This is a genomic window from Streptomyces longispororuber, from assembly GCF_014656095.1.
Lineage (GTDB): Bacteria > Actinomycetota > Actinomycetes > Streptomycetales > Streptomycetaceae > Streptomyces > Streptomyces longispororuber.
The window spans coordinates 1-20,023 of sequence record NZ_BNBT01000050.1 but is presented as its reverse complement, the minus strand read 5'-3'; the positions used below and the strand labels follow the sequence as shown (position 1 = coordinate 20,023).

At 74.8% G+C, this 20,023-nt stretch carries 21 protein-coding genes; 8 read left to right on the top strand and 13 right to left on the bottom strand.

Annotation, left to right across the window (positions count from 1 at the left end; genetic code table 11):
- Window positions 1–605: 605 nt before the first annotated feature.
- Window positions 606–1,592 carry a zf-HC2 domain-containing protein gene (locus tag IE330_RS17695; protein WP_190136998.1) on the bottom strand — a complete coding sequence of 329 codons (987 nt, stop codon included), beginning with the start codon at window positions 1,590–1,592 and terminating at the stop codon, window positions 606–608.
- The gene (gene sigE, locus IE330_RS17690) at window positions 1,589–2,359 is read right to left on the bottom strand and encodes an RNA polymerase sigma factor SigE (RefSeq protein ID WP_190136997.1); all 771 of its coding nucleotides are present in this window, start codon (window positions 2,357–2,359) and stop codon (window positions 1,589–1,591) included. The genes IE330_RS17695 and sigE overlap by 4 nt, the downstream gene beginning before the upstream one ends.
- A gap of 135 nt (window positions 2,360–2,494) precedes the next feature.
- Here sigE and IE330_RS17685 point away from each other — a divergent pair, with 135 nt between their 5' ends.
- A complete protein-coding gene (locus IE330_RS17685; RefSeq protein WP_190137031.1) occupies window positions 2,495–3,193 on the top strand; it encodes an O-methyltransferase in 699 nt (232 codons plus the stop codon).
- A 352-nt stretch (window positions 3,194–3,545) separates the two neighbouring features.
- Here IE330_RS17685 and IE330_RS17680 read toward each other — a convergent pair whose 3' ends face one another.
- Entirely contained in the window at window positions 3,546–3,713 is a 168-nt protein-coding gene (locus IE330_RS17680; protein WP_003966491.1) for a DUF3117 domain-containing protein, read from the bottom strand.
- Window positions 3,714–4,071: 358 nt separating this feature from the next.
- Here IE330_RS17680 and chcB point away from each other — a divergent pair, with 358 nt between their 5' ends.
- Window positions 4,072–4,872 (top strand): 2-cyclohexenylcarbonyl CoA isomerase, encoded by an 801-nt coding sequence (gene chcB, locus IE330_RS17675; protein WP_190136996.1) that lies wholly within the window; start codon window positions 4,072–4,074, stop codon window positions 4,870–4,872.
- Between the two features lie 19 nt (window positions 4,873–4,891).
- Here the strand turns inward: chcB and IE330_RS17670 are convergent, their stop codons facing one another.
- The gene (locus IE330_RS17670) at window positions 4,892–5,479 is read right to left on the bottom strand and encodes a DNA-3-methyladenine glycosylase I (RefSeq protein WP_190136995.1); all 588 of its coding nucleotides are present in this window, start codon (window positions 5,477–5,479) and stop codon (window positions 4,892–4,894) included.
- Window positions 5,476–5,931, bottom strand: coding sequence for a DivIVA domain-containing protein (locus IE330_RS17665; RefSeq protein ID WP_190137030.1), 456 nt, complete (start codon window positions 5,929–5,931; stop codon window positions 5,476–5,478). The genes IE330_RS17670 and IE330_RS17665 overlap by 4 nt, the downstream gene beginning before the upstream one ends.
- A gap of 245 nt (window positions 5,932–6,176) precedes the next feature.
- On the opposite strand from IE330_RS17665, the gene folP reads away from it, so the two are divergent.
- The gene (gene folP / locus IE330_RS17660) at window positions 6,177–7,037 is read left to right on the top strand and encodes a dihydropteroate synthase (RefSeq protein ID WP_190136994.1); all 861 of its coding nucleotides are present in this window, start codon (window positions 6,177–6,179) and stop codon (window positions 7,035–7,037) included.
- 252 nt (window positions 7,038–7,289) lie between these two features.
- On the opposite strand, the gene IE330_RS17655 is transcribed toward folP, so the two are convergent.
- Both IE330_RS17655 and dapE read right to left on the bottom strand, forming a co-directional pair.
- Window positions 7,290–8,042, bottom strand: a complete 753-nt coding sequence (locus tag IE330_RS17655) for an LOG family protein (RefSeq protein WP_190136993.1) — start codon at window positions 8,040–8,042, stop codon at window positions 7,290–7,292.
- 140 nt (window positions 8,043–8,182) lie between these two features.
- Window positions 8,183–9,274: a succinyl-diaminopimelate desuccinylase gene (gene dapE, locus IE330_RS17650; RefSeq protein WP_190136992.1), complete on the bottom strand. Its 1,092-nt coding sequence runs from the start codon at window positions 9,272–9,274 to the stop codon at window positions 8,183–8,185.
- A 162-nt stretch (window positions 9,275–9,436) separates the two neighbouring features.
- Between dapE and IE330_RS17645 the strand changes: the two genes are divergently transcribed.
- Together IE330_RS17645 and IE330_RS17640 are read left to right on the top strand one after the other, a co-directional pair.
- The gene (locus IE330_RS17645; RefSeq protein ID WP_190136991.1) at window positions 9,437–10,354 is read left to right on the top strand and encodes a heavy metal transporter; all 918 of its coding nucleotides are present in this window, start codon (window positions 9,437–9,439) and stop codon (window positions 10,352–10,354) included.
- Between the two features lie 301 nt (window positions 10,355–10,655).
- On the top strand, window positions 10,656–11,057 hold the full coding sequence (locus IE330_RS17640; protein WP_190136990.1) for an ATP-binding protein: 402 nt from the start codon (window positions 10,656–10,658) through the stop codon (window positions 11,055–11,057).
- 120 nt (window positions 11,058–11,177) lie between these two features.
- Here IE330_RS17640 and IE330_RS17635 read toward each other — a convergent pair whose 3' ends face one another.
- Complete coding sequence (locus IE330_RS17635) at window positions 11,178–12,263, bottom strand: bifunctional succinyldiaminopimelate transaminase/glutamate-prephenate aminotransferase (RefSeq protein ID WP_190137029.1); 1,086 nt, start codon at window positions 12,261–12,263, stop codon at window positions 11,178–11,180.
- Between the two features lie 148 nt (window positions 12,264–12,411).
- Complete coding sequence (gene fdxA, locus IE330_RS17630) at window positions 12,412–12,732, bottom strand: ferredoxin (RefSeq protein WP_030686520.1); 321 nt, start codon at window positions 12,730–12,732, stop codon at window positions 12,412–12,414.
- Between the two features lie 143 nt (window positions 12,733–12,875).
- On the opposite strand from fdxA, the gene IE330_RS17625 reads away from it, so the two are divergent.
- The 3 genes from IE330_RS17625 to IE330_RS17615 all read left to right on the top strand — a co-directional run bounded on the left by IE330_RS17625 (window position 12,876) and on the right by IE330_RS17615 (window position 15,932).
- Entirely contained in the window at window positions 12,876–13,940 is a 1,065-nt protein-coding gene (locus IE330_RS17625; RefSeq protein WP_190136989.1) for a GNAT family N-acetyltransferase, read from the top strand.
- 142 nt (window positions 13,941–14,082) lie between these two features.
- Window positions 14,083–14,937, top strand: a complete 855-nt coding sequence (locus IE330_RS17620) for a transglutaminase-like domain-containing protein (RefSeq protein WP_190136988.1) — start codon at window positions 14,083–14,085, stop codon at window positions 14,935–14,937.
- A 95-nt stretch (window positions 14,938–15,032) separates the two neighbouring features.
- Window positions 15,033–15,932: a transglutaminase family protein gene (locus IE330_RS17615; RefSeq protein ID WP_190136987.1), complete on the top strand. Its 900-nt coding sequence runs from the start codon at window positions 15,033–15,035 to the stop codon at window positions 15,930–15,932.
- An 8-nt stretch (window positions 15,933–15,940) separates the two neighbouring features.
- Here the strand turns inward: IE330_RS17615 and IE330_RS17610 are convergent, their stop codons facing one another.
- From IE330_RS17610 to IE330_RS17595, 4 genes are all read right to left on the bottom strand, one after another.
- On the bottom strand, window positions 15,941–16,576 hold the full coding sequence (locus IE330_RS17610; protein ID WP_190136986.1) for a response regulator transcription factor: 636 nt from the start codon (window positions 16,574–16,576) through the stop codon (window positions 15,941–15,943).
- Between the two features lie 25 nt (window positions 16,577–16,601).
- Complete coding sequence (locus tag IE330_RS17605; protein WP_190137028.1) at window positions 16,602–17,864, bottom strand: sensor histidine kinase; 1,263 nt, start codon at window positions 17,862–17,864, stop codon at window positions 16,602–16,604.
- 53 nt (window positions 17,865–17,917) lie between these two features.
- Window positions 17,918–18,736 carry an ABC transporter permease gene (locus IE330_RS17600; protein ID WP_190137027.1) on the bottom strand — a complete coding sequence of 273 codons (819 nt, stop codon included), beginning with the start codon at window positions 18,734–18,736 and terminating at the stop codon, window positions 17,918–17,920.
- A gap of 143 nt (window positions 18,737–18,879) precedes the next feature.
- On the bottom strand, window positions 18,880–19,824 hold the full coding sequence (locus IE330_RS17595) for an ABC transporter ATP-binding protein (protein ID WP_229925721.1): 945 nt from the start codon (window positions 19,822–19,824) through the stop codon (window positions 18,880–18,882).
- Window positions 19,825–20,023 lie beyond the last annotated feature (199 nt).

Genomic DNA, 20,023 nt, shown 5'->3' with positions numbered 1-20,023 from the left:
ACACCGGCAGTACCGGAGGCACCGGGCGTAGCGGAGGCACCAGTGGCACCGGGCGCACCAGTGGCACCGGCAGTACCGGAGGCGCCGGGCGTACCGGTGGCTTCGCCGTGGGGGGCGTGGCCGGGGCCGGTCTCGGCGGGCGGAGTCCCGTGGGCTGAGGCCGCGGAGGGCGCGGCGCCGGCGGCGCCGGGAGAGGGGGCCGCACCGGGGACCGCTGCGGAGGTGCCGGAGTGCGGAGCCGTGCCGACGCTCTCCGCCGGGGCACCAGAGGCCGGAACCGGAGCCGGGTCCGCGCCGTGGTCCCGCGTGGAGGCCTCGGGCGCCGGGGCCGTCTCAGGGCCCCAGGCCGGGGCGCCGGGGGCCGTGCCCGGGCCGCCCGGGGCGGGTGGGGCTCCGGGCGTGGTGGGCTGGTGGGCGGGCGTCGAGGGCCGGGGGGCGGCCGCCCCGGGGCCGTGGGAGCTGTCCGCTGCCCCGCCCGGCCCCGTGCCCACGCCGCCCGCGTTTACGACCTCGTCCATGCTCTCCCCAACAACTGCCCCGCGGCGGACGCCGATTCCGTGCCCCTCGGGCACACCGGGGAATTCAACCAGGTCCGCGCGCGAACGTCAGTGGATCTCCGCCGTCCCGCGCCGCTGGGCGAGGCCGGGCGGTGGTGTCACGTCCGCCGTGGCGTTCGCCGTGGCGTTCAGCATGAGCCCCGTGGTGGGTCCGGCCGGGCCTTCCGGGGCGACGGCGCGGACCAGCGGGGACATGACGCCGGCCCCGGCGAGCAGCGGAGCCGCGAGGTGCTGGGGCGTGCGCGGCGACGGGCCGGGCGTGCCGGAGAGCAGCGGCACGGCGGACGTCGTCGGCGCGGGGGCCTGGGGGCGCTGGCCCTGGACCGAGAAGGGGCTGGTGCCCCGGCGGCGGGTGGACTCGGAGACGCCCCCGGCGGGGGTCTGGGCGCGGGGCGGCGAGGCGTTGCTGTTCGCCCCGGAGCCGCCCGCGCGCTGCTCGCCGGAGCCGAGCGGGGCGTTCACCGTGACGCCGCCGAGGGCGATCGCGGCGAGGGACACCGCGCCGGCCGCCGCGAAGGCGAACCGCCGCCCGCGCCAGCCGGGCCGCTCGGGCTCGGTCCTGCCGACGGCGTGGATACGGAAGCCGCGCTGCTCGCTGGGCAGCACCGCGGCGTGGGCACCCGCGGGCACGTACCCGGCGAGGGGCTCGGCGTGGCCGCCGCGGACGGAGAAGACCCCGCCGGGGGGCAGCCCGGAGTCGGACGAGCCGGTGGCGAAGCCGTCGTCGTCGACGGGGGTGCGCGGGCCGCCCCGGCCGTCGAGGTCGTCCAGCTCGTCGAGGCTCATGCCCGGGAGGTTCTGCAGCCGGGCGAGGAAGCTCTCGCTGGGCGGCGGCGCCGCGGTCCGCGCGAACACGTTCTTGAGCCGGCGCTGGGCGTCGGCCTCGCTCTTGCAGGTGGGACAGGTGGCCAGATGCGCGAGCACCCGCTCGCGCGCGTCATGACCGAGCTCGCCGTCGACCAGCGCGGCGAGCCGGTCTCCCAGATGCTGCTCGGCACAGTGCCGCTCGGCTGGATTCGACCGTGATCCACTCACGCGGTCGCGCCCCCTCCTCCCAGCGCCACGGCTCCGGTGACGGCGAGCGACCGGCGCTCGGCACGCGCCTCGGGCGACCGGTGCTGAAGGGCCTTGCGGAGCTGGGAGCGGCCACGGTGGATACGGCTGCGGACCGTACCGAGCTTGACGCCCAGGGTCGCGGCGATCTCCTCGTACGACAGGCCCTCGATGTCGCACAGGACGACGGCGGCGCGGAACTCGGGCGCGAGGGTGTCGAGCGCCTGCTGGACGTCCGCGTCGAAGTGCGCGTCGTTGAACACCTGCTGGGGCGACGGCTCGCGGCTCGGCAGCCGCTCGGCGGCGTCGTCCCCGAGCGCGTCGAAGCGGATGCGCTGCTTGCGGCGCACCATGTCCAGGAAGAGGTTCGTGGTGATGCGGTGCAGCCAGCCCTCGAAGGTGCCGGGGGTGTACGTGGACAGGGAGCGGAAGACGCGGACGAAGACCTCCTGGGTGAGGTCCTCGGCGTCGTGCTGGTTGCCCGTGAGGCGGTAGGCGAGGCGGTAGACGCGGCCGCTGTGCGTGCTGACGATCTCTTCCCAGGTGGGAGGAGTCCACGTCTGGGCATCCGCGTCAGCGGCAAAGGTCGCGGTCTGAGCGGAGTCGGCGTGGTCGGCGGCAGCGGTGTCGGTCACGGATTTCGGCCTACCCGCCAACCTGAGGAGGCGCCGGAGCGATCCTCCTCTGTCCGCGGACGCGGCCGCACCTCCCCTGTCGGCTCTGGTGGTGTCCAGTGGAGCCCCTACCATAACCACCTCGCCCGTTAGCTCCGGATAAGTGTTTTTACCTAGATTTGCCTCTTGGGCCTGTGGTGCCGCCCGGCCGTGCGTGCCGTGATCCATCCGTCCCCCCGTCCGCTCACACCCTCCTTAACGCGCGGTCCCATCTGCGGGTTCCCGGGCCCAACGGATACAGTCACCGCCAGGCAACCACGGGGACAGGAGAGGGCCATTACCGCCAACCGGCAGACGAGCTGGGCGTTCGCCGACGCCTTTGTCGCCGAGGACGAGGCGCTGCTCTGGGCCCGCGAGCGCGCGCGGGACGCGGGGGTGCGCTCGGTGTCGCCCGGCGCCGGCGCCGCGCTGCGGCTGCTCGCCGCCACGGTGGACGCCAAGGCCGTCGCCGAGATCGGTACGGGCACCGGGGTCTCCGGCATCCATCTGCTGCACGGCATGCGCCCCGACGGGGTCCTGACCACCGTCGACTCGGAGCCGGAGCGGCAGCAGCTCGCCCGCATGGCCTTCCGCGCCGCCGGCTTCGCCGGGAACCGCGCCCGCTTCATCCCGGGCCGCGCCCTGGACGTGCTGCCGCGTCTCGCCGACGGCGGCTACGACCTGGTGTTCTGCGACGGCGACCGCATGGAGTGCCTCGACTACCTCGCTGAATCGTTGCGCCTGCTGCGTCCCGGGGGCCTCGTCTGCTTCGAGGGCGTCCTCTTCGACGGCCGCACCGTGGACTCCGGGCCGCAGCCCGTGGAAGTACTGCGGCTGCGGGAGCTGCTGCGGGCGGTACGGGAGAGTCAGGAGCTGGTGCCGTCGCTGCTGCCGGTGGGGGACGGGCTGTTGTGTGCGGTGAAGCGGTAGCACTCCGTGGGGTGCGGGTGGGTGGGGCGTGTGGGGTGATCCGTGAGCGTTCGTCTGCGGGTTGTCGGGGGGTGCTCGCGCCGTTCCCCGCGCCCCTTCAGGGCGTAGCCGCCAGGCGCAGGGGCAGAGGCCGGAGCCCTGCTTCCGGGATTCGTCTGCCGGTTGTCGGGGGGTGCTCGCGCCGTTCCCCGCGCCCCTTCGGGGCGCTTCCGTCAGGTGTGTGTACGCGATATGGGTTTGGTTCCGCCGACTCTCGACTGTCGGTCGTGTGTGGCTTGGCGGGGCGCTCATGGCACTGCCCCGGCGTCGTCTCGCGATGCCGGGGCAGTGGAAAAGTATGGGCGCCTGCGCGTCAGCCGACGACCTTCTTCAGGGCGTCGCCGAGCGCGTCGGCCTCGTCCGGGGTCAGTTCGACGACAAGTCGACCGCCGCCTTCGAGCGGAACGCGCATGACGATGCCCCGCCCCTCCTTGGTCACCTCGAGCGGGCCGTCGCCCGTCCGCGGCTTCATGGCCGCCATGCTCGTTCCCCTTCCTGAAACCAGCTTGTCGCAGCCGACAACCCAGGTGTCACCGGCATCGAACACATTGCTTCCAGGTCATTATCCCGCATCGCGGGACCCGATGACCAACATCGGTCGGCATCGCTTGGGCAACGCGCGCCCGCAAAACCACTCAATTCGGCGATGTGGCTGCAATACTTCGGCGCCCCAGGCGCTTCTCGCGCCTCACTTTCTTTGACGCAGGTCACATCCCCGGCCGCATACCGGTGGCCGATGATCTAGGTCATGCTGGGCGCACCGGAGCCCCGGGACACGCCGCCCCGGGGACGTGCGCCCACAGGGCCAGCCACACAGGACCAGCGGAGGGGACCCCACCATGGCCGACACCGTGCTCTACGAGGTGAGCGACGGGCTCGCGACGATCACGCTGAACCGCCCCGACGCGATGAACGCGCTGAACACCGAGGCGAAGGTGGCCCTGCGCGAGGCCGCGCGCGAGGCCGGGGCCGACCCCGCGGTGCGCGCGGTGCTGCTCACCGCGGTCGGCCGGGCCTTCTGCGTGGGCCAGGACCTCAAGGAGCACATCGGCGTGCTCCAGGAGGCCCGCGCGTCGGGCTCGGGGCAGACGATGAGCACGGTGCGGGAGCACTACAACCCGATCGTGCGCGCGTTGACCGGCATGCCCAAGCCGGTGGTGGCGGGCGTCAACGGCGTGGCGGCCGGCGCGGGCTTCGGCTTCGCCCTCGCGGCCGACTACCGCGTGGCCGCGGACACGGCGTCGTTCAACACCTCGTTCGCCGGGGTGGCCCTGACCGCCGACTCCGGGGTTTCCTGGACGCTGTCCCGCCTGATCGGCCAGAGCCGCGCCGCCGACCTGCTGCTCTTCCCGCGCGGCCTCAACGCCCAGGAGGCGTACGACCTGGGGATCGTCAACAAGGTGGTGCCCGCGGACGCCCTGGCCGACGAGGCGCGCGCGGTGGCCCGCGCGCTGGCCGACGGGCCGACCCTCGCCTACGCGGCGCTCAAGGAGTCCCTCGCGTACGCGGCCGGGCACTCGCTGGACGAGGCCCTGGACAAGGAGGACGAGCTGCAGACGAGGGCGGGCGCGTCCGAGGACCACGCCATCGCCGTGCAGGCCTTCCTCGACAAGGCCCAGCCGCGGTACCTGGGCCGCTGACGCCCCGGGGCGGCGCGCGTCAGGCGCCGCCCGCCCCGCGGGCCACGCAGTCCGCGAGGTGGTCGTCGACCAGGCCGCAGGCCTGCATCAGGGCGTACGCCGTGGTGGGGCCGACGAAGCGCAGGCCGCGCTTCTTGAGGGCCTTGGCCAGGGCCGTGGACTCGTCCGTGACCGCGGGCACCTCGGCCAGGGTCCGCGGCACCGGGCGGACGGCCGCGTCCGGGGCGAACGACCAGATGAGGCGGTCGAGCTCGCCCTCGGGCCAGTCGGCGAGCACGCGCGCGTTGGCGAGCGTCGCGTCGACCTTCGCGCGGTTGCGGATGATGCCCTCGTCGGCCAGGAGCCGCTCCCGGTCGGCGTCCGTGAACTCCGCCACCGCGGCGATCTTGAAGCCGGAGAAGGCGGCGCGGAAGCCCTCGCGGCGGCGCAGGATCGTGATCCACGACAGGCCCGACTGGAAGGCCTCCAGGCAGAGCCGCTCGAAGAGCGCGTCGTCGCCGTGGACCGGGCGGCCCCACTCCTCGTCGTGGTACGCCACGTAGTCCTCGGTGGACAGGCCCCAGGGGCAGCGCAGGGCGCCGTCCGGGCCCGCGACGGCGCCGCTCACCGGTCCTCCTCCGGACGCCCGTCCGGGCGGTCCGCCGGGCCCCGGCCGCCCGGTGGCCGGTCCTCGGGGCCGGGGGCGGGTCCCGGGGCGGGCTCCTGGGCGGCGTACTCCCCCGAGCCGTACCGCTGGAAGAGGCCCGGGCCGCCGACCGCCGTCGCCTGGGCGCCCGCGAGGGCGGTCTCCAGCTCCGCGATCCGGGCGTCCCGCTCGGCCAGTTCGGCACCCAGGCGGTCGAGGGCCTCGTCCACGTCCACCATGCGGTAGCCGCGGACCGTCATCGGGAAGCGCACGGCCTCCACGTCGGCGCGGCGCAGCGGCCGGTCCGGGGGCAGCGGGTCGGCGAACCGCTCCGGCTCCACCTCCGGCAGCGCGCCGCCGCCGGAGCCGCCCAGGACGGCCAGCGTCACCGCGGCGACCACCACCACGAGGGCGATGACCAGGAACAGGAACATGACCATCTGTGCGGGTCCCCACGCTCGGATGCCGACCGCGGCCGGTCGGCACGGAACTGTCTGGCTTACGAGTGTCTGGCTTACGGATGTCGGCTTACGGATGTCCGGCTTACTGTCCGGCTCCGATCGTGCCATGCGGCTGTGACAGTTAAGGTCGCAGGCGGCGGGGGCCGTCAAGGTCCGTGACCCGATCGGTGACGGCGGAGCCGCCGGTGACCACAGGGACGACAGGAGGCGCACAGGGGATGCTCAAGCTGGGCAGGCGCGTGTTCGAGGCGCACGAGCCGGTGATCATGGCGATCGTGAACCGGACCCCGGACTCCTTCTACGACCAGGGCGCCACGTTCCGCGACGAGCCCGCCCTCGCGCGCGTGGAGCAGGCGGTGGCCGAGGGCGCCGCCGTCATCGACATCGGCGGCGTCAAGGCCGGTCCCGGCGAGGAGGTCACCGCCGCGGAGGAGGCCCGCAGGACGGTCGGGTTCGTCGCCGAGGTGCGGCGCCGCTTCCCCGACGTCGTCATCAGCGTCGACACCTGGCGGCACGAGGTCGGCGAGGCCGTGTGCGAGGCGGGGGCGGACCTGCTCAACGACGCCTGGGGCGGGGTCGACCCGAAGCTCGCGGAGGTCGCCGCGCGGTACGGGGTCGGGCTCGTGTGCACCCACGCCGGCGGGGCGCGGCCGCGGACGCGGCCGCACCGCGTGGAGTACGAGGACGTCGTGGCCGACATCCTGCGGGTGACCGTCGGGCTCGCCGAGCGGGCGGTGGCCCTCGGCGTGCCCCGGGAGTCGGTGCTCATCGACCCGGGGCACGACTTCGGCAAGAACACGCGGCACTCGCTGGAGGCGACGCGGCGGCTCGGCGAGCTGGTGGACACGGGGTGGCCCGTGCTCGTGTCCCTGTCCAACAAGGACTTCGTCGGGGAGACGCTGGACCGGCCCGTCAAGGAGCGGGTGATCGGGACGCTGGCCACGACGGCGGTTTCGGCGTGGCTGGGGGCGCAGGTGTACCGGGTGCACGAGGTCGCGGAGACGCGGCAGGTGGTGGACATGGTCGCCTCCCTCGCCGGGTTTCGGCCTCCCGCCGTGGCCCGGCGCGGGCTGGCGTAGCCTCCCAGGGCTTCGCCCCTGGGCCGTCGACCGGGGCTCCGCCCCGGACCCCGTCGGCGCTCCGCGCCTCGTCCTCAATCGCCGGACGGGCTGGACTCTCCTGCCGCACGTCACCGCAACGGCGCTCCGCGCCTTGTCCTCAAACGCCGGACGGGCTGAGATCCTCCCGCCCGGCGTCACCGCAACGGCGCTTCGCGCCTCGTCCTCAAACGCCGGACAGGCTGACATCCTCCCGTCCGGCGTCGCGGTGGGTCAGCCGCTCACCTCCTTGGTGACCAGGCTGACCGCCTCCTCGACCTCGTCCGTGACGTGGAACAGCATCAGGTCGTGCTCGGAGGCCTTGCCCTGGGCCACCACCGTGTCGCGGAGCCAGTCGACCAGGCCGCCCCAGTAGGCGGAGCCGAAGAGGACGATGGGGAAGCGGGTGACCTTGCGGGTCTGGACGAGGGTGAGTGCCTCGAAGAGCTCGTCGAGGGTGCCGAGGCCGCCGGGCAGTACCACGAACCCCTGCGCGTACTTCACGAACATCGTCTTGCGGACGAAGAAGTAGCGGAAGTTGACGCCGATGTCGACGTGCGGGTTGAGCCCCTGCTCGAAGGGCAGCTCGATGCCGAGCCCGACGGAGACGCCCTGGGCGTCGCGGGCGCCCTTGTTGGCGGCCTCCATCGCGCCGGGCCCGCCGCCGGTGATCACCGCGAAGCCCGCCTCCACGAGCGCCTTGCCGATGCGCACGCCCGCCTCGTACTCGGGGGTGCCGGGGCGGGTGCGGGCCGAGCCGAAGACGCTGATGGCGCTCGGGAGTTCGGCGAGGGCGCCGAAGCCCTCGACGAACTCGGACTGGATGCGCATGACGCGCCAGGGGTCGGTGTGCACCCACTCCGCGTCGCCGCCCTCGGTGTCGAGGAGCCGCTGGTCGGTGGTCCCGGGCGTGATCTGTTCACGGCGCCGCACCACCGGCCCCAGGCGCTGCTCCTCCGGCGGACCCTGCGCTTCCGGATTGCCCATGAACATCCCCTTCCGCTGACGGCCGGACCCGGACCGGTTGCCCGGCCCGGCTGCGGCTCACTCGTTGTGCCACTTCAGCGTAGGTCTACGGGCGTTACGAGCGGCGTAATTCCCCAAGGCCTGCGGGGCCCGGGAAGGGGTCAGGAGGTGAGCCAGGCGCGCAGCCGGGCCTCCGCCTCGGGGATCAGCGAGGCCTGGACGCGCTCGTCCACCTTGTGGGCGAGCAGCGGGTTGCCGGGGCTGTAGTTCACCGCGGGCACGCCGAGGGCGCTGAAGCGGGACACGTCGGTCCAGCCGAACTTGGGCCGGGCCTCGCCCCCGACGGCCGCCATGAAGGCCGCAGCCACGGGGTGGTCGAGGCCGGGGCGCGCGCCGCCCGAGTGGTCGTCCACGACGAACTCGTCGACGCCGCAGTCGGCGAAGTACTCCCGGACGAAGGCCTCCGCCTCCTCGGGCGTGCGGTCCGGGGCGTAGCGGAAGTTGACGACCACCGTGCAGGAGTCGGGGATGACGTTGGTGGCGACGCCGCCCTCGATGCCGACGGCGTTGAGGCCCTCGTGGTACTCCAGGCCGTCGACGACGGGCTTGCGCGGCTCGTACGCGGCGAGCTTCGCGAAGATCGGGGCGGCCGCGTGGATCGCGTTGGAGCCCATCCACGCGCGCGCGGAGTGCGCGCGCTCCCCCCTGGTCTTGAGGTGGACCCGGAGGGTCCCCTGGCAGCCGCCCTCGACCTGGCCGTCGGTGGGCTCCAGGAGCACCGCGAAGTCGCCCGCGAGCCACTCCGGGTGGGCCTCGGCGAGGTGCCCCAGGCCGTTGAGGTGGGCGGCGACCTCCTCGTTGTCGTAGAACACGAAGGTGAGGTCGCGGTTGGGTTCGCGCACGGTCTGCGCGATGCGGAGCTGGACCGCGACGCCCGACTTCATGTCGCAGGTGCCGCAGCCCCACAGCACGCCGTCCTCGTCCAGGCGCGAGGGCACGTTCCCGGCGATCGGCACGGTGTCGATGTGGCCGGCCAGGACCACGCGCTCGGCGCGGCCGAGGTGCGTGCGCGCGACCACGTTGTTCCCGTGCCGGTCGACCGTCAGGTGCGGCAGGGCGCGCAGCGCGGTCTCGATGGCGTCCGCGAGGGCCTTCTCCTCGCCGCTGGGCGACGGGAAGTCGACGAGCGCGGCGGTCAGCGCGGCGGCGTCGGCCGTGAGGTCCAGCGGTGCGGGGGCGGTGGTTCGGTCCATGGCCCCGACCCTAACTCTCCGCCCCGAAGCACCCGCCACCCTCCGCTCCGAAGCGCCCGCCACCCTCCGCCCGCAAGCGCCCGCCGCCGCGCCCGTACCGGCGGACGGTCTCCTTCCGTATTCGCGCCGGCACGGTCGGTGCGCTCCAGTACCTTGGTGCGCGTGTCCGAGCCGTCCCCTTTCGTACGGCGCAGCCGCCTCCCGCGCACCGGGGCGGCCCTCGCCGTCCTGCTCGCCGTCGTGGCCTATGTGGTGGTGCAGTACGTCTCCGGCAGCCGCTCCGCGCCCCGGTGCGCGGTGGTGTCGGGCAACGGCGACGGGGCGCGCTACGAGATGGCCGCGGAGCAGGCCGCCAACGCCGCGACCGTCGCCGCCGTCGGCACCCGGCGCGGCATGCCGGAGCGCGCGGTGGCCATCGCCCTGGCGACCGCGCTCCAGGAGTCGGGGCTGCGCAACATCCGCCACGGCGACCGCGATTCGCTGGGCCTGTTCCAGCAGCGCCCCTCGCAGGGCTGGGGCACCGCGCGGCAGATCATGGACCCGGTGTACGCCTCGGTGCGGTTCTACGACCACCTCGGGAAGGTGCCGGGCTACTCGCGGCTGCCCCTGACGGTCGCCGCCCAGCGCGTGCAGCGCAGCGGCTTCCCGCAGGCGTACGCGAAGCACGAGCCGGACGCGGTGCTGCTCGCCGCGGCGCTCACCGGGCGCACCTCCGCGACGCTGACCTGCGAGGGGGGCCCGGGCGCCGCGGCGGGTGGCCCCCGGCGGGTGCGGCGGGCGCTGGTGCGGGACTTCGGGCGGGAGGTCCTGCCCGAACACGCGCCCGCGCGGGGGCGCACGGTCCGCGTCCCGGTCACCCGGACGGCAGCCGGCCCGCCCGGCGGCGGCACCCCGCACCGCGGCTGGGAGCTGGCGCACTGGGCGGTGGCCAACGCCTCGGCGCTGGGCATCGCGCGGGTGTCGTACGCGGGTCTGGAGTGGCGCGCCGGGGACGCGGGGGACGCGTGGCGGACGGCGGACTCCGGGGCGGCGGGGGCCCGGGCGGGTGTGCGCGACGTCCGAATCGTCGCTGGGCAGTAGTGCGGACGACCCCTCGAACGAGGGACGCCCGACCCCGCCGTCCGACGCACCGCGGGGGGTCGGGGACGTACCGGACGGGAGCTCCAATTCCCCTGCGGAGAACAGTGGTTGATACCCCGCGGGCGCCTTTCCGCTCAGAGTGTTTGCCCGAATTTATCCGCAGCCGATAATGCGACGCATTACCAACTCTTTACGTTGCCCCACCGCAACTTTCAGGGACTTCGAGCGGTAGTCACTGCGTCTGAACGCCGGACGTCCTCCGGCCGGCACACATCACCTTCCACTCCCGCTAAGGAGCATCATGTCCCTCCCCCTGACCCGTCGGATCGCCCGTGCCGCGCTGCTGGTTGCGGCGGGAGCGGCACCCGTGGTCGGTGCGGCCGGCTCCGCGAACGCCGCCGACCTGCCGGGCGCGTCCAAGCTGGGCGGGCTCTCCGCCGTCGACCCGGGCAGCCTGGGCGACACGGTCGACGGCGCGGCGCAGAAGGCCAGCGGCGCGGCCGCGGACACCGGCAGCAAGGCCGTCAAGAAGGGCGTGCCCACGGCCGGGAAGACGGTCGGCAAGAGCGCGAAGACCATGGCGCCCGCCGCGAAGGGCGCCGCCGACGACGTGACCGAGGGGGCCGGCGAGGTCCTGGGCGACGCCACGGGCAAGAACCTGCCGGCGCAGCAGCTCCCGGTGAAGTCCCTGCCGCTGAACTGACCCCTCCAGGTCGGGTACGCGCGAAGGGGTGCGGGGAGCCACACGGCTCCCCGCACCCCTTCGCGCCGTTCACGGCGGACCGCCGCCCGGACCGCCCCGGGCGGGCCGCCGTCCGGCCGCTCAGCCCAGGCGGGCCACCGCCGCCGCCACCCGCTCGTCCGTCGCCGTCATCGCCACGCGGACGAACCGCTCGCCCGCCTCGCCGTAGAAGTCGCCCGGGGCCACGAGGATGCCGAGGGAGGCCAGGTGGGCGACCGTGTCCCAGCAGGACTCGTCGCGGGTGGCCCACAGGTACAGGCTCGCCTCGCTGTGCTCGATGCGGAAGCCGTGCCGCAGCAGGGCCCCGCGGAGCGCGGCGCGGCGGGCGGCGTAGCGCTCGCGCTGGGCGTGGACGTGGACGTCGTCCCCGAGGGCCGCGACCACGGCGGCCTGCGTCGGGGCCGAGGTCATCATGCCGCCGTGCTTGCGGATCTGGAGCAGGTCGCCGAGGACGGCGGCGTCGCCGGCGAGGAAGGCCGCGCGGTAGCCCGCGAGGTTCGAGCGCTTGGAGAGGGAGTGCACCGCCACGACGCCCTCGTACGAGCCGCCGCACACGTCCGGGTGCAGGACCGAGGCCGGGTCGGCCTCCCAGCCCAGCTCCAGGTAGCACTCGTCGCTGGCCAGCAGGACGCCGTGCTCACGGGCCCACGCCACGACCCGGGCCAGGGTGTCCTTTGACAGGACACGGCCCGTGGGGTTGGAGGGCGAGTTGAGCCACAGGAGCCTCAGGTGCGTGGGGTCGAGGTCCAGCGGGTCCTCGTAGGTGACGTGCCCGGCACCGGCAAGGCGGGCGCCGACCTCGTACGTCGGGTACGCCAGGCGCGGGTACGCCACCACGTCGCCGGGGCCGAGGCCGAGCTGGGTGGGCAGCCAGGCGACGAGCTCCTTGGAGCCGACGATCGGCAGGACGTTGTGGTGGGTGAGGCCGCGGGCGCCCAGGCGGCGCCCGCACCAGCCGGTGATCGCGTCGCGCAGCTCGGGGGTGCCCCACACCGTCGGGTAGCCGGGCGAGTCGGCGGCCGCGACCAGCGCCTTCTGCACCTCCTCGGGCACCGGGTCGACCGGGGTCCCGACGGAGAGGTCGACGATGCCGTCGGGGTGGGCGGCCGCCGTCGCCTTGTACGGTTCGAGCCTGTCCCAGGGGAAGTCGGGCAGACGGCCGCGCAGCGTCGCGTCGGCGGGGCGGTGGGCGGGCGGACGGCCCGGGACGGCTGGCACGGGATGGCTCCAGGCAGTGAGTCGTACGTGTACAAATGCCCCGGCCCCGTACAGCGGCCATGGCCGTACGGGACCGGGGCGGCGCCGGCGGGGCCGCTTACTGGTTCTGCGGCGGCAGCGCTGCGACGAAGGGGTGGTCGCGCTCGATCAGGCCGAGCTTGCTGGCGCCACCGGGCGACCCGAGCTCGTCGAAGAACTCGACGTTCGCCTTGTAGTAGTCCTTCCACTCCTCCGGAGTGTCGTCCTCGTAGAAGATCGCCTCGACCGGGCAGACCGGTTCGCAGGCTCCGCAGTCGACGCATTCGTCCGGGTGGATGTACAAGGACCGGTTGCCCTCGTAAATGCAGTCGACCGGGCACTCCTCGATGCACGCCTTGTCCTTGACGTCGACACAAGGCTGCGCGATGACGTAGGTCACGCTGTCGTTCCTCCTCGATACGGGCGTTGGCGGGCCGTCCTCAGGCTCCGCTCGCCTGGCGCGCGGGAGCGCGGCGTCGTCGATGCCCGCACCTAGTATCTCCGTTCCCGGGCATGATCCGAACAGGAGGGGCGTAGAGAGCTGTGGAATTCACCGCGGGCGGACGGCTTGAGGTCCGCATCACCCCTGCTGACGTGGGGAAACGCGTCTCCGTCCGACGCCTGAGCGATGGTGGAGCGGCCGACGGCGCGTTCACCGACACGGTGGGCGTTCTCACATCGTGGAACGACGGTGTGGTGGTGATCACACGCCGGGACGGGCAGAGCGTCCGCATCGCGGAGCACACCCTCGTCGCGGGCAAGGTCGTACCGGCGGCCCCCGCGCGCCGGCGGGGGCCCGCGGCGACGTTCGCGGAGCTGTCGCGGGCCGCCGCGCGCGCCTGGACGCCGGTGGAGCGCGAGCGGCTCGGCGACTGGGAACTGCGGTCCGCGGCCGGTCCGGTGGCGCCCGCGGCGGCTGGGGGCGGGGACGCCGCCGGGCGGCGGGCGGGCTTCACGCGGCGCGCCAACTCCGTGCTGCCCCTGGGCGGTCCTGGGATGCCGCTGGACGACGCGCTGACGTACGTACGGCGTTGGTACGCGGAGCGCGGCCTGCCCGCGTACGTGCAGACCGCGACCGGCGCCGAGGGCACGCAGGAACAACTGTGCGCGGACCTCCAGGAGCGCGGCTGGGCGCGGGAGGTGACGGCCGAGCTGCGGATCGGCGCGCTCGCCCCGGTCGGCGACCTGGACGCGGACACCGGGCGCGTGGCGCTGTCCCGGGACCTCGACGCGGCGTGGCTGCGCCGGTACCGGCGCACCGGGGAGCCGGGCCCGCACGTGGTGCGGGTGCTGACGGGCGGGCCCTCGGTGTGGTTCGCTGCCGTGCCCGGCGACGGGGGCGTGCCCGCCGCCGTCGGGCGGTGCGTGGTCGACGGCCGCTGGGCCGGGTTCATGGCGGTGGAGGTGGACCCCGACGCCCGGCGGCAGGGGCTGGCCACGGCCGTGATGGCGGCGCTCGCGCGGCGCGCGCTCGACGAGGGCGCGTCAGCGGCGTGGCTCCAGGTGGAGGAGGACAACGACGCGGCGCGGGCGCTGTACTCGGGGATGGGATTCTCCGTCCACCACCGTTATCACCACTACAGGGAGCCCCGCCGGCCGGACGCCTGAGCGGGCGGACGCCGCCGGGCGCGGACGTCCGGGCGTCCGCATCCGGCGGCGCCGACGCGTACGACGAAGACAGCACGGGAAGCAGCACCCCGGCACCACCCCTCGGCCCGGCCGGGCCCAGACAGAAACGACAGAGGCACGGATGCGCGCACAGCCCGCGAAGTCCAGTGAATGGCGGCGCAGGTTCGCCGACGAGGCCAGGTCCGAGCGGCCCGACCTGTCCTTGCTGTGCCTGCTGCTGAGCGGGGAGGCGGACCCGCAGCTCGACGAGGCGGGCATCGACGCGGCGCAGATCGAGCTGGACGCGCTCGCCGGGCAGCTCCCCTACCGGCCCGGCGGGCCCGCGCAGTGGGCGGCCGCGGTGTCCGAGCTGCTCGGCGGGCGGCACGGCTTCCACGGCACGGCCACCGACTACCAGCGCCTGGAGTCCTCGCTGCTGCACGAGGTGCTGCGGCGCCGGCGCGGCCTGCCGATCCTGCTGTCGGTGGTGTGGATCGAGGTGGCCCGGCGGGCGGGCGCCCCCGTCCACGGCGTCGCCCTGCCCGGGCACTTCGTCGTCGGCTTCGGCGACGCGGAGGCGTACGGCACGCCGGAGCAGGTGCTCGCCGACCCGTTCAACGGCGGGCGGCTGCTCACCGGCGAGGACGCCGCGCAGCTCGTGGCGCAGACCTCGGGCGGCAAGCTCAACCCGTCCCTGCTGGCCCCGGCCGACCCGCTGAACATCATGCTCCGCATCCTGAACAACATCCGCGCCTGGGCCGCCGCCCGCTCCGAGCGCTCCCATGTGGCGCTGTGGGCCCTGGAGCTGTCGCTGCTGCTGCCGGCGCACCCGGCGCGGCTGCGGTACGAGCGGGCCCAGTTGCTCGTCGAGCGCGGGGACTTCCTGGAGGGGGCGCGCGGGCTCGACGAGTACGCGGACGTCGTCGAGTCCATCGAGCCCACGACGGCGGAGCGGGTCCGGCTCCAGGCGCGGGCGGCCCGGGCCAAGCTCAACTGAGCGGCTCCTCCCCCGGCGCCGGGCGGGGCGCGCCCCCGTGCGCCCCCCGTCGCCGGTGCGGGCTTGGGGAGCCTCGGGGCGGGCAACACCGTCGTATGCATCCCCGACCCGCCCGGCACACCCGCTGGCGCCGGGCCTTCGCGGACGAGGCCAGGGCCGAGCGGCCGGACCTCGCGCTGCTGTGCCTGCTGATCGGCACGGAGGCGGACCCCGCGCTCGACGAGCGCGGGATGACGGCGGTGCGGCGCCGGCTCGACCTGCTCGCGCGGCACCTGCCCCGCAGCCCCGGCGGCCCGCGCGCCTGGGCCGCGGAACTCGGTGACCTGCTCGGCGGGCGGTGCGGGTTCGCCGGCCGCCCCGGTGACTACGACCGCCTGGAGTCGGCCCTGCTGCACCGGGTGGTGCGGCGGGGACGGGGTCTGCCGATCCTGCTGTCGGTGGTGTGGATCGAGGTGGCCCGGCGGGCGGGCGCCCCCGTCTACGGCGTCGCCCTGCCCGGGCACTTCGTGGTCGGCTTCGGCAGCCCGGACGCGGACGCGGGCCGGGGGTGCGGCCCGTACGACACCTGCGGCGCCCCGCGTGCGTGCGAGGAGCCGGTCCTGGCCGATCCGTTCGCCGGAGGGCGCCTACTGAGCTGTACGGACGCACGGGTGATCGTCGCGGGCGCCACCGGGGCACCGCTGGAACCGGCGATGCTGCGGCCCGCCGGGCCCTGCGACATCGTCCTGCGGGTCCTGAACAGCATCCGCGCCTGGGCCGCCGCCCGGCCCGAGCGCACGGACGTGGCCCTGTGGGCGGTCGACCTGGCGCTGCTGCTGCCCGCGCCCGCGGACCGGCTGCGCTACGACCGGGCCCGGCTCCTGGTCGAGCGCGGGGACTTCCGCGCCGGCGCCGCCGACCTCGACGCCTACGCCGACGCGCTGGCCGCCACCGACGAGGCGGACGCGGAGCGGGTGCGGCTCCAGGCGCGGGCGGCCCGGGCGCGGCTCAACTGAGCGCTCCCCTACAGCCAGCCCTTGTCGCGGGCCACCTTGACGGCCTCGGCGCGGTTGCGGGCCGCGAGCTTCTGGATGGCCGTGGACAGGTAGTTGCGGACGGTGCCCTGGGACAGGTGCAGGGCGGCGGCGAGCTCGGCGTTGGTGGCGCCGTCGGCCGCGGCGCGCAGCACCTCGCGCTCGCGGCCGGTCAGCGGGTTCGCGCCCTCGGCGAGGGCGGCCGCCGCGAGCGTGGGGTCGATGACGCGCTCGCCCGCGAGGACCCGGCGTACGGCGTCGGCGAGTTCGGCGGCGGGCGCGTCCTTCACCAGGAAGGCGGCGGCCCCGGCCTCCATGGCGCTGCGCAGGTAGCCGGGGCGGCCGAAGGTGGTGAGCACGACGACCCGCACACCGGGCAGCTCGGCGCGCAGCTCCGCCGCCGCCTCGATGCCCGTGCGGCCGGGCATCTCGATGTCCAGGAGCGCCACGTCCACGGCGTGGGCGCGGGCGGCGGCGAGGACCTCGTCGCCGCGCGCGGCCTGGGCGACGACCTCGATGTCCGGCTCCAGGCCGAGCAGCGCCGCGAGCGCCTCGCGGACCATGGACTGGTCCTCGGCGAGCAGCACGCGCACGGGACGGGCCGGGGCGGGGCTCTCGCCGGTCATACGGGGGTTCCTGGGGCGCCGGTGGTCATGCGGGTGATCCTAGAGCGGACGACGCGGCGCCTTGCTCCCGGGCGGGCTCCGGGCCGAGCGGGACGCGCGCGGTGAGCCGGAAGCCGCCCCCGCCGGTGCGGGCGCGGCCGGAGGCACGGCGGCCGGAGGCACCGCGGCCGGAGGCACCGCGGCCGGAGGCTCCGCGGCCGGAAGCGCCGCGGCCGGAAGCCACCTCCAGGACGCCGCCGACGGCCTCCAGGCGCTCGGTCAGCCCGGTCAGGCCGTTGCCGTGGCCGAAGCCGGGGGCGGGACCCACGCCGTCGTCCTCCACGGCCAGTTCGAGCACGGGCCCGGCGAGGGTCTGGCGGCGGTGCAGCGTCACCGCGCAGTGCTCCGCCCCGCTGTGCCGTACGACGTTTGTGACGGCCTCGCGCAGCGCCCAGGCGAGCGCGGCCTCCCGCTCCTCGTCCGGCGCCGCGGCGCCGGGCACCTCCAGGGGCACGGCGGCCTCGATGCCCGCGGCGGTCAGCGCGGTACGGGCGCCCGCGAGCTGGCCGGGCAGGGTGAGCCTGCGGTAGCCGGTGACGGCCGCGCGGACGTCGACCAGGGCCTGGCGGCTGACCTGCTCGATGTCGGCGACCTGCTGGGCGGCCCGGTCCGGGTGGCCGGGCAGCATCCGCCCGGCCAGCTCGCTCTTCAGCGTGATCAGCGAGAGCGAGTGGCCGAGCAGGTCGTGCAGGTCCCGGGCGAGGCGCAGCCGCTCCTCGTTGGCGGCGAGCTGGGCGACCGTCGCGCGGGCCTGGCGGAGCTGGACCGTGGTGCGGACGAGGTGGCGTACGCCGGTCATGGCGAAGCCGACCAGGAAGGTGGTCACGCCGAGGCCGCCGGCCAGGTCCAGCAGGCCCGCGCCCTGGGCGCCGACGCCGATCGCGAGCATCAGCGCGGTGACGGCCGGGATCGCCCAGACCGCCTGCCGCATGGGCAGGACGGCGCCCGCGGACACCGACACGTACACCCACAGGCCGAGCCAGGCGGGGGCCATGGCGACGGACAGGGCCGCCGCGAGGGCCACCAGCGCGCCGAGCGTCGCGTGCACCCGGGCCCAGTGGAGCACCCGCGCCGTGTACCGGAAGACCAGGGTCAGGTAGCAGCCGACGAAGGCGGCCAGGCCCAGCCAGCCGAGCGCGGTCGCGGTCCCCGACCGGCCGCCGTCGAGCAGGTCCCGCACGGGAGCGGCCATGAAGACCAGCCAGATGCCGATCCAGCCCATCTTCACCCGGGCCTGACGGCGGTTCATGACGGGGTTGCCGAAAATGTGCAGGGGATGACGGCCGCAGTCCAGTGGATCGTTCACGCCTTCAGTGTGTCCTTCCGGTACAGCCAGGCGGCGCCCGCGGCGAAGAGCGCGAAGTACGCGACGAGCAGCACGACGTCCTTGGCGTGCGGGGCGCCGCCGAGCTCGATGGCGCGGCCGAGCCCGGCGTAGGCGTGGGTGGGCAGCCACGCGCCGAGGGTCTGGAGCCAGTGCGGGAAGGTGGTGGCGGGCATCCACAGGCCGCCCAGGACCGACAGGGTGAAGTACAGGATCATCGCGAGGGGCCGGGCCGTGTCGCCGTTCGCGAGGTAGCCGACGGCCACGCCGAGCGCGGCGAAGCACAGGCTGCCGGCCCAGATCGCGCCGGTCAGCGCGAGCCACTGCCAGGCGTCGAGGCGGACGCCCTTGAGGAGCCCGCCCGCGGCGAGGACCACGAGGATCGACGGCAGGCTGATCACGGCCGCGCTCGCCGTCTTGGCGAGGACGTAGCCGCGGCCCGGCAGGCTGGTCAGGCGGAGCTGGCGGACCCAGCCGCTCTCCCGCTCCCTGGCGATGCGCTCGCTGTTGCCCATCAGGACGGCGGTGAGCGCGCCGAACGACGCCATCGACACCATCAGGTACGCGGGCACGCTCAGGCCGCTGTCCGGCACCGTGGCGCCGTCGTTCTCCCCGCCCGCGGTGATCAGGAACAGCAGGGCCGGGAACAGCACCGAGAAGAACAGGAACTTCCGGTTGCGCAGGGTGCGCCTGATCTCCAGCTTGACGAGGGCGAGGGAGGACAGGCCCGCCGCGGCCGTGCCCGGGTTCCTCGCGCTGGTCGGCCGTGCCGTCGTCGTACCCGTGTTCGTCGTCATCCCTGTGTCCGTGGTCGTCGTCGCGTGCGTGGTCGTCGTCGCGTACGTGGTCGTCGTCGCGTACGTGGTCGCGGGCGCGGGCGTCGTGCCGGTCGCGCGCGTGGTCGTGGTGGTGCCCGCCGTCGGGGCGGGGCGGGGGCCGGTCATGCCGCCTTCGCCTCCTCCGCCGCGGTGATCGCGACGAAGGCCTGCTCCAGGCCGAGGTCCGCGACCTCCAGGTTGCGGGGGTAGAGGCCGAGCCCGTACAGCGCGTGGACGGTGGCGTCGGCGTCGGCGGACTGGAGCCGGACGGTGTGGCCGGACACGTCGAGCGCGGTGACGAACGGCAGCCGGCGCAGCCCGGCGGCGGCCCCGCCGTCCCCGGCCCGCAGCTCGTCCAGGTCGAAGCTGACCTTGCGGGCGCCCGCCCGGGCCTTGATCTCGGCGGCGGTGCCGTCGGCGAGGAGGCGGCCGCGGTGCAGCACCAGGACGCGGTCGGCGATCGCGTCGGCCTCCTCCAGGTAGTGCGTGGCGAAAAGCACCGCGCGGCCCTGGTCCGCCTGCTCCCGCATGGTCGCCCAGAAGGCCTGCCGGGCGCTGACGTCCATGCCGGTCGTGGGCTCGTCCAGGACGATGATGTCGTTGGCCCCCGCGGTGGCGAGCGCGAACCGGACGCGCTGCTCCTGGCCGCCGGAGAGCTTGTCGACCCGGCGGTCGGCGAGCTGCGTGATGCCCGCGTGGGCGAGGACGTCGTGCACGCGGTACGGACGCGGGTGCAGAGCGCAGGCCAGGCGCACCAGTTCGCGTACGGAGACCTCGTCCATGAGGCCGCCGCTCTGCAGCATCGCCCCGACGCGGCCCGCGGCGATCGCCTCGCGCGGGCCCGTGCCGAACACGCCGACCGTGCCGCTGTCGGGGCGCTTGAGGCCGAGCAGCAGGTCGAGGGTGGTCGACTTGCCCGCGCCGTTGGGGCCGAGGAGGGCCACGGTCTCGCCCGGCCGCAGGGTCAGGCTGAGGCCGTCGACGGCCCGTACGTCGCCGTAGGACTTGGTCACCGCGTCGAACCGCACGGCGTCCGCGTCCGCCGGGGTGGTCACTGTCGTCGTCATGTGCACCATCGTTGCTGGTCAGAGCGGTGCGGCGGCAGTGTCGACCGTGGTGACATCCGCATGACGGATGTCATGCGGGCCAAGTGACGGATGACGGTGACGGTGACGGTGACGGATGAGGGTGACGGATGACGGACGGCCCCGCGGAAAGGGGCGTACGCGACGGCGCCGGGCGGGTCCAGGAGTCCTGGACCCGCCC

Coding starts and splice junctions, on each gene's coding strand:
- IE330_RS17620 (WP_190136988.1), top strand. CDS start 14,083: ATGCGCGCACAGCCCGCGAAGTCCAGTGAATGGCGGCGCAGGTTCGCC.
- IE330_RS17600 (WP_190137027.1), bottom strand. CDS start 18,736: ATGACGACGAACACGGGTACGACGACGGCACGGCCGACCAGCGCGAGG.
- IE330_RS17640 (WP_190136990.1), top strand. CDS start 10,656: ATGTCCCTCCCCCTGACCCGTCGGATCGCCCGTGCCGCGCTGCTGGTT.
- folP (WP_190136994.1), top strand. CDS start 6,177: ATGCTCAAGCTGGGCAGGCGCGTGTTCGAGGCGCACGAGCCGGTGATC.
- IE330_RS17680 (WP_003966491.1), bottom strand. CDS start 3,713: ATGGCGGCCATGAAGCCGCGGACGGGCGACGGCCCGCTCGAGGTGACC.
- sigE (WP_190136997.1), bottom strand. CDS start 2,359: ATGGTAGGGGCTCCACTGGACACCACCAGAGCCGACAGGGGAGGTGCG.
- IE330_RS17605 (WP_190137028.1), bottom strand. CDS start 17,864: ATGAACCGCCGTCAGGCCCGGGTGAAGATGGGCTGGATCGGCATCTGG.
- chcB (WP_190136996.1), top strand. CDS start 4,072: ATGGCCGACACCGTGCTCTACGAGGTGAGCGACGGGCTCGCGACGATC.
- dapE (WP_190136992.1), bottom strand. CDS start 9,274: ATGGACCGAACCACCGCCCCCGCACCGCTGGACCTCACGGCCGACGCC.
- IE330_RS17595 (WP_229925721.1), bottom strand. CDS start 19,824: ATGACGACGACAGTGACCACCCCGGCGGACGCGGACGCCGTGCGGTTC.
- IE330_RS17615 (WP_190136987.1), top strand. CDS start 15,033: ATGCATCCCCGACCCGCCCGGCACACCCGCTGGCGCCGGGCCTTCGCG.
- IE330_RS17665 (WP_190137030.1), bottom strand. CDS start 5,931: ATGTTCCTGTTCCTGGTCATCGCCCTCGTGGTGGTGGTCGCCGCGGTG.
- IE330_RS17610 (WP_190136986.1), bottom strand. CDS start 16,576: ATGACCGGCGAGAGCCCCGCCCCGGCCCGTCCCGTGCGCGTGCTGCTC.
- IE330_RS17655 (WP_190136993.1), bottom strand. CDS start 8,042: ATGGGCAATCCGGAAGCGCAGGGTCCGCCGGAGGAGCAGCGCCTGGGG.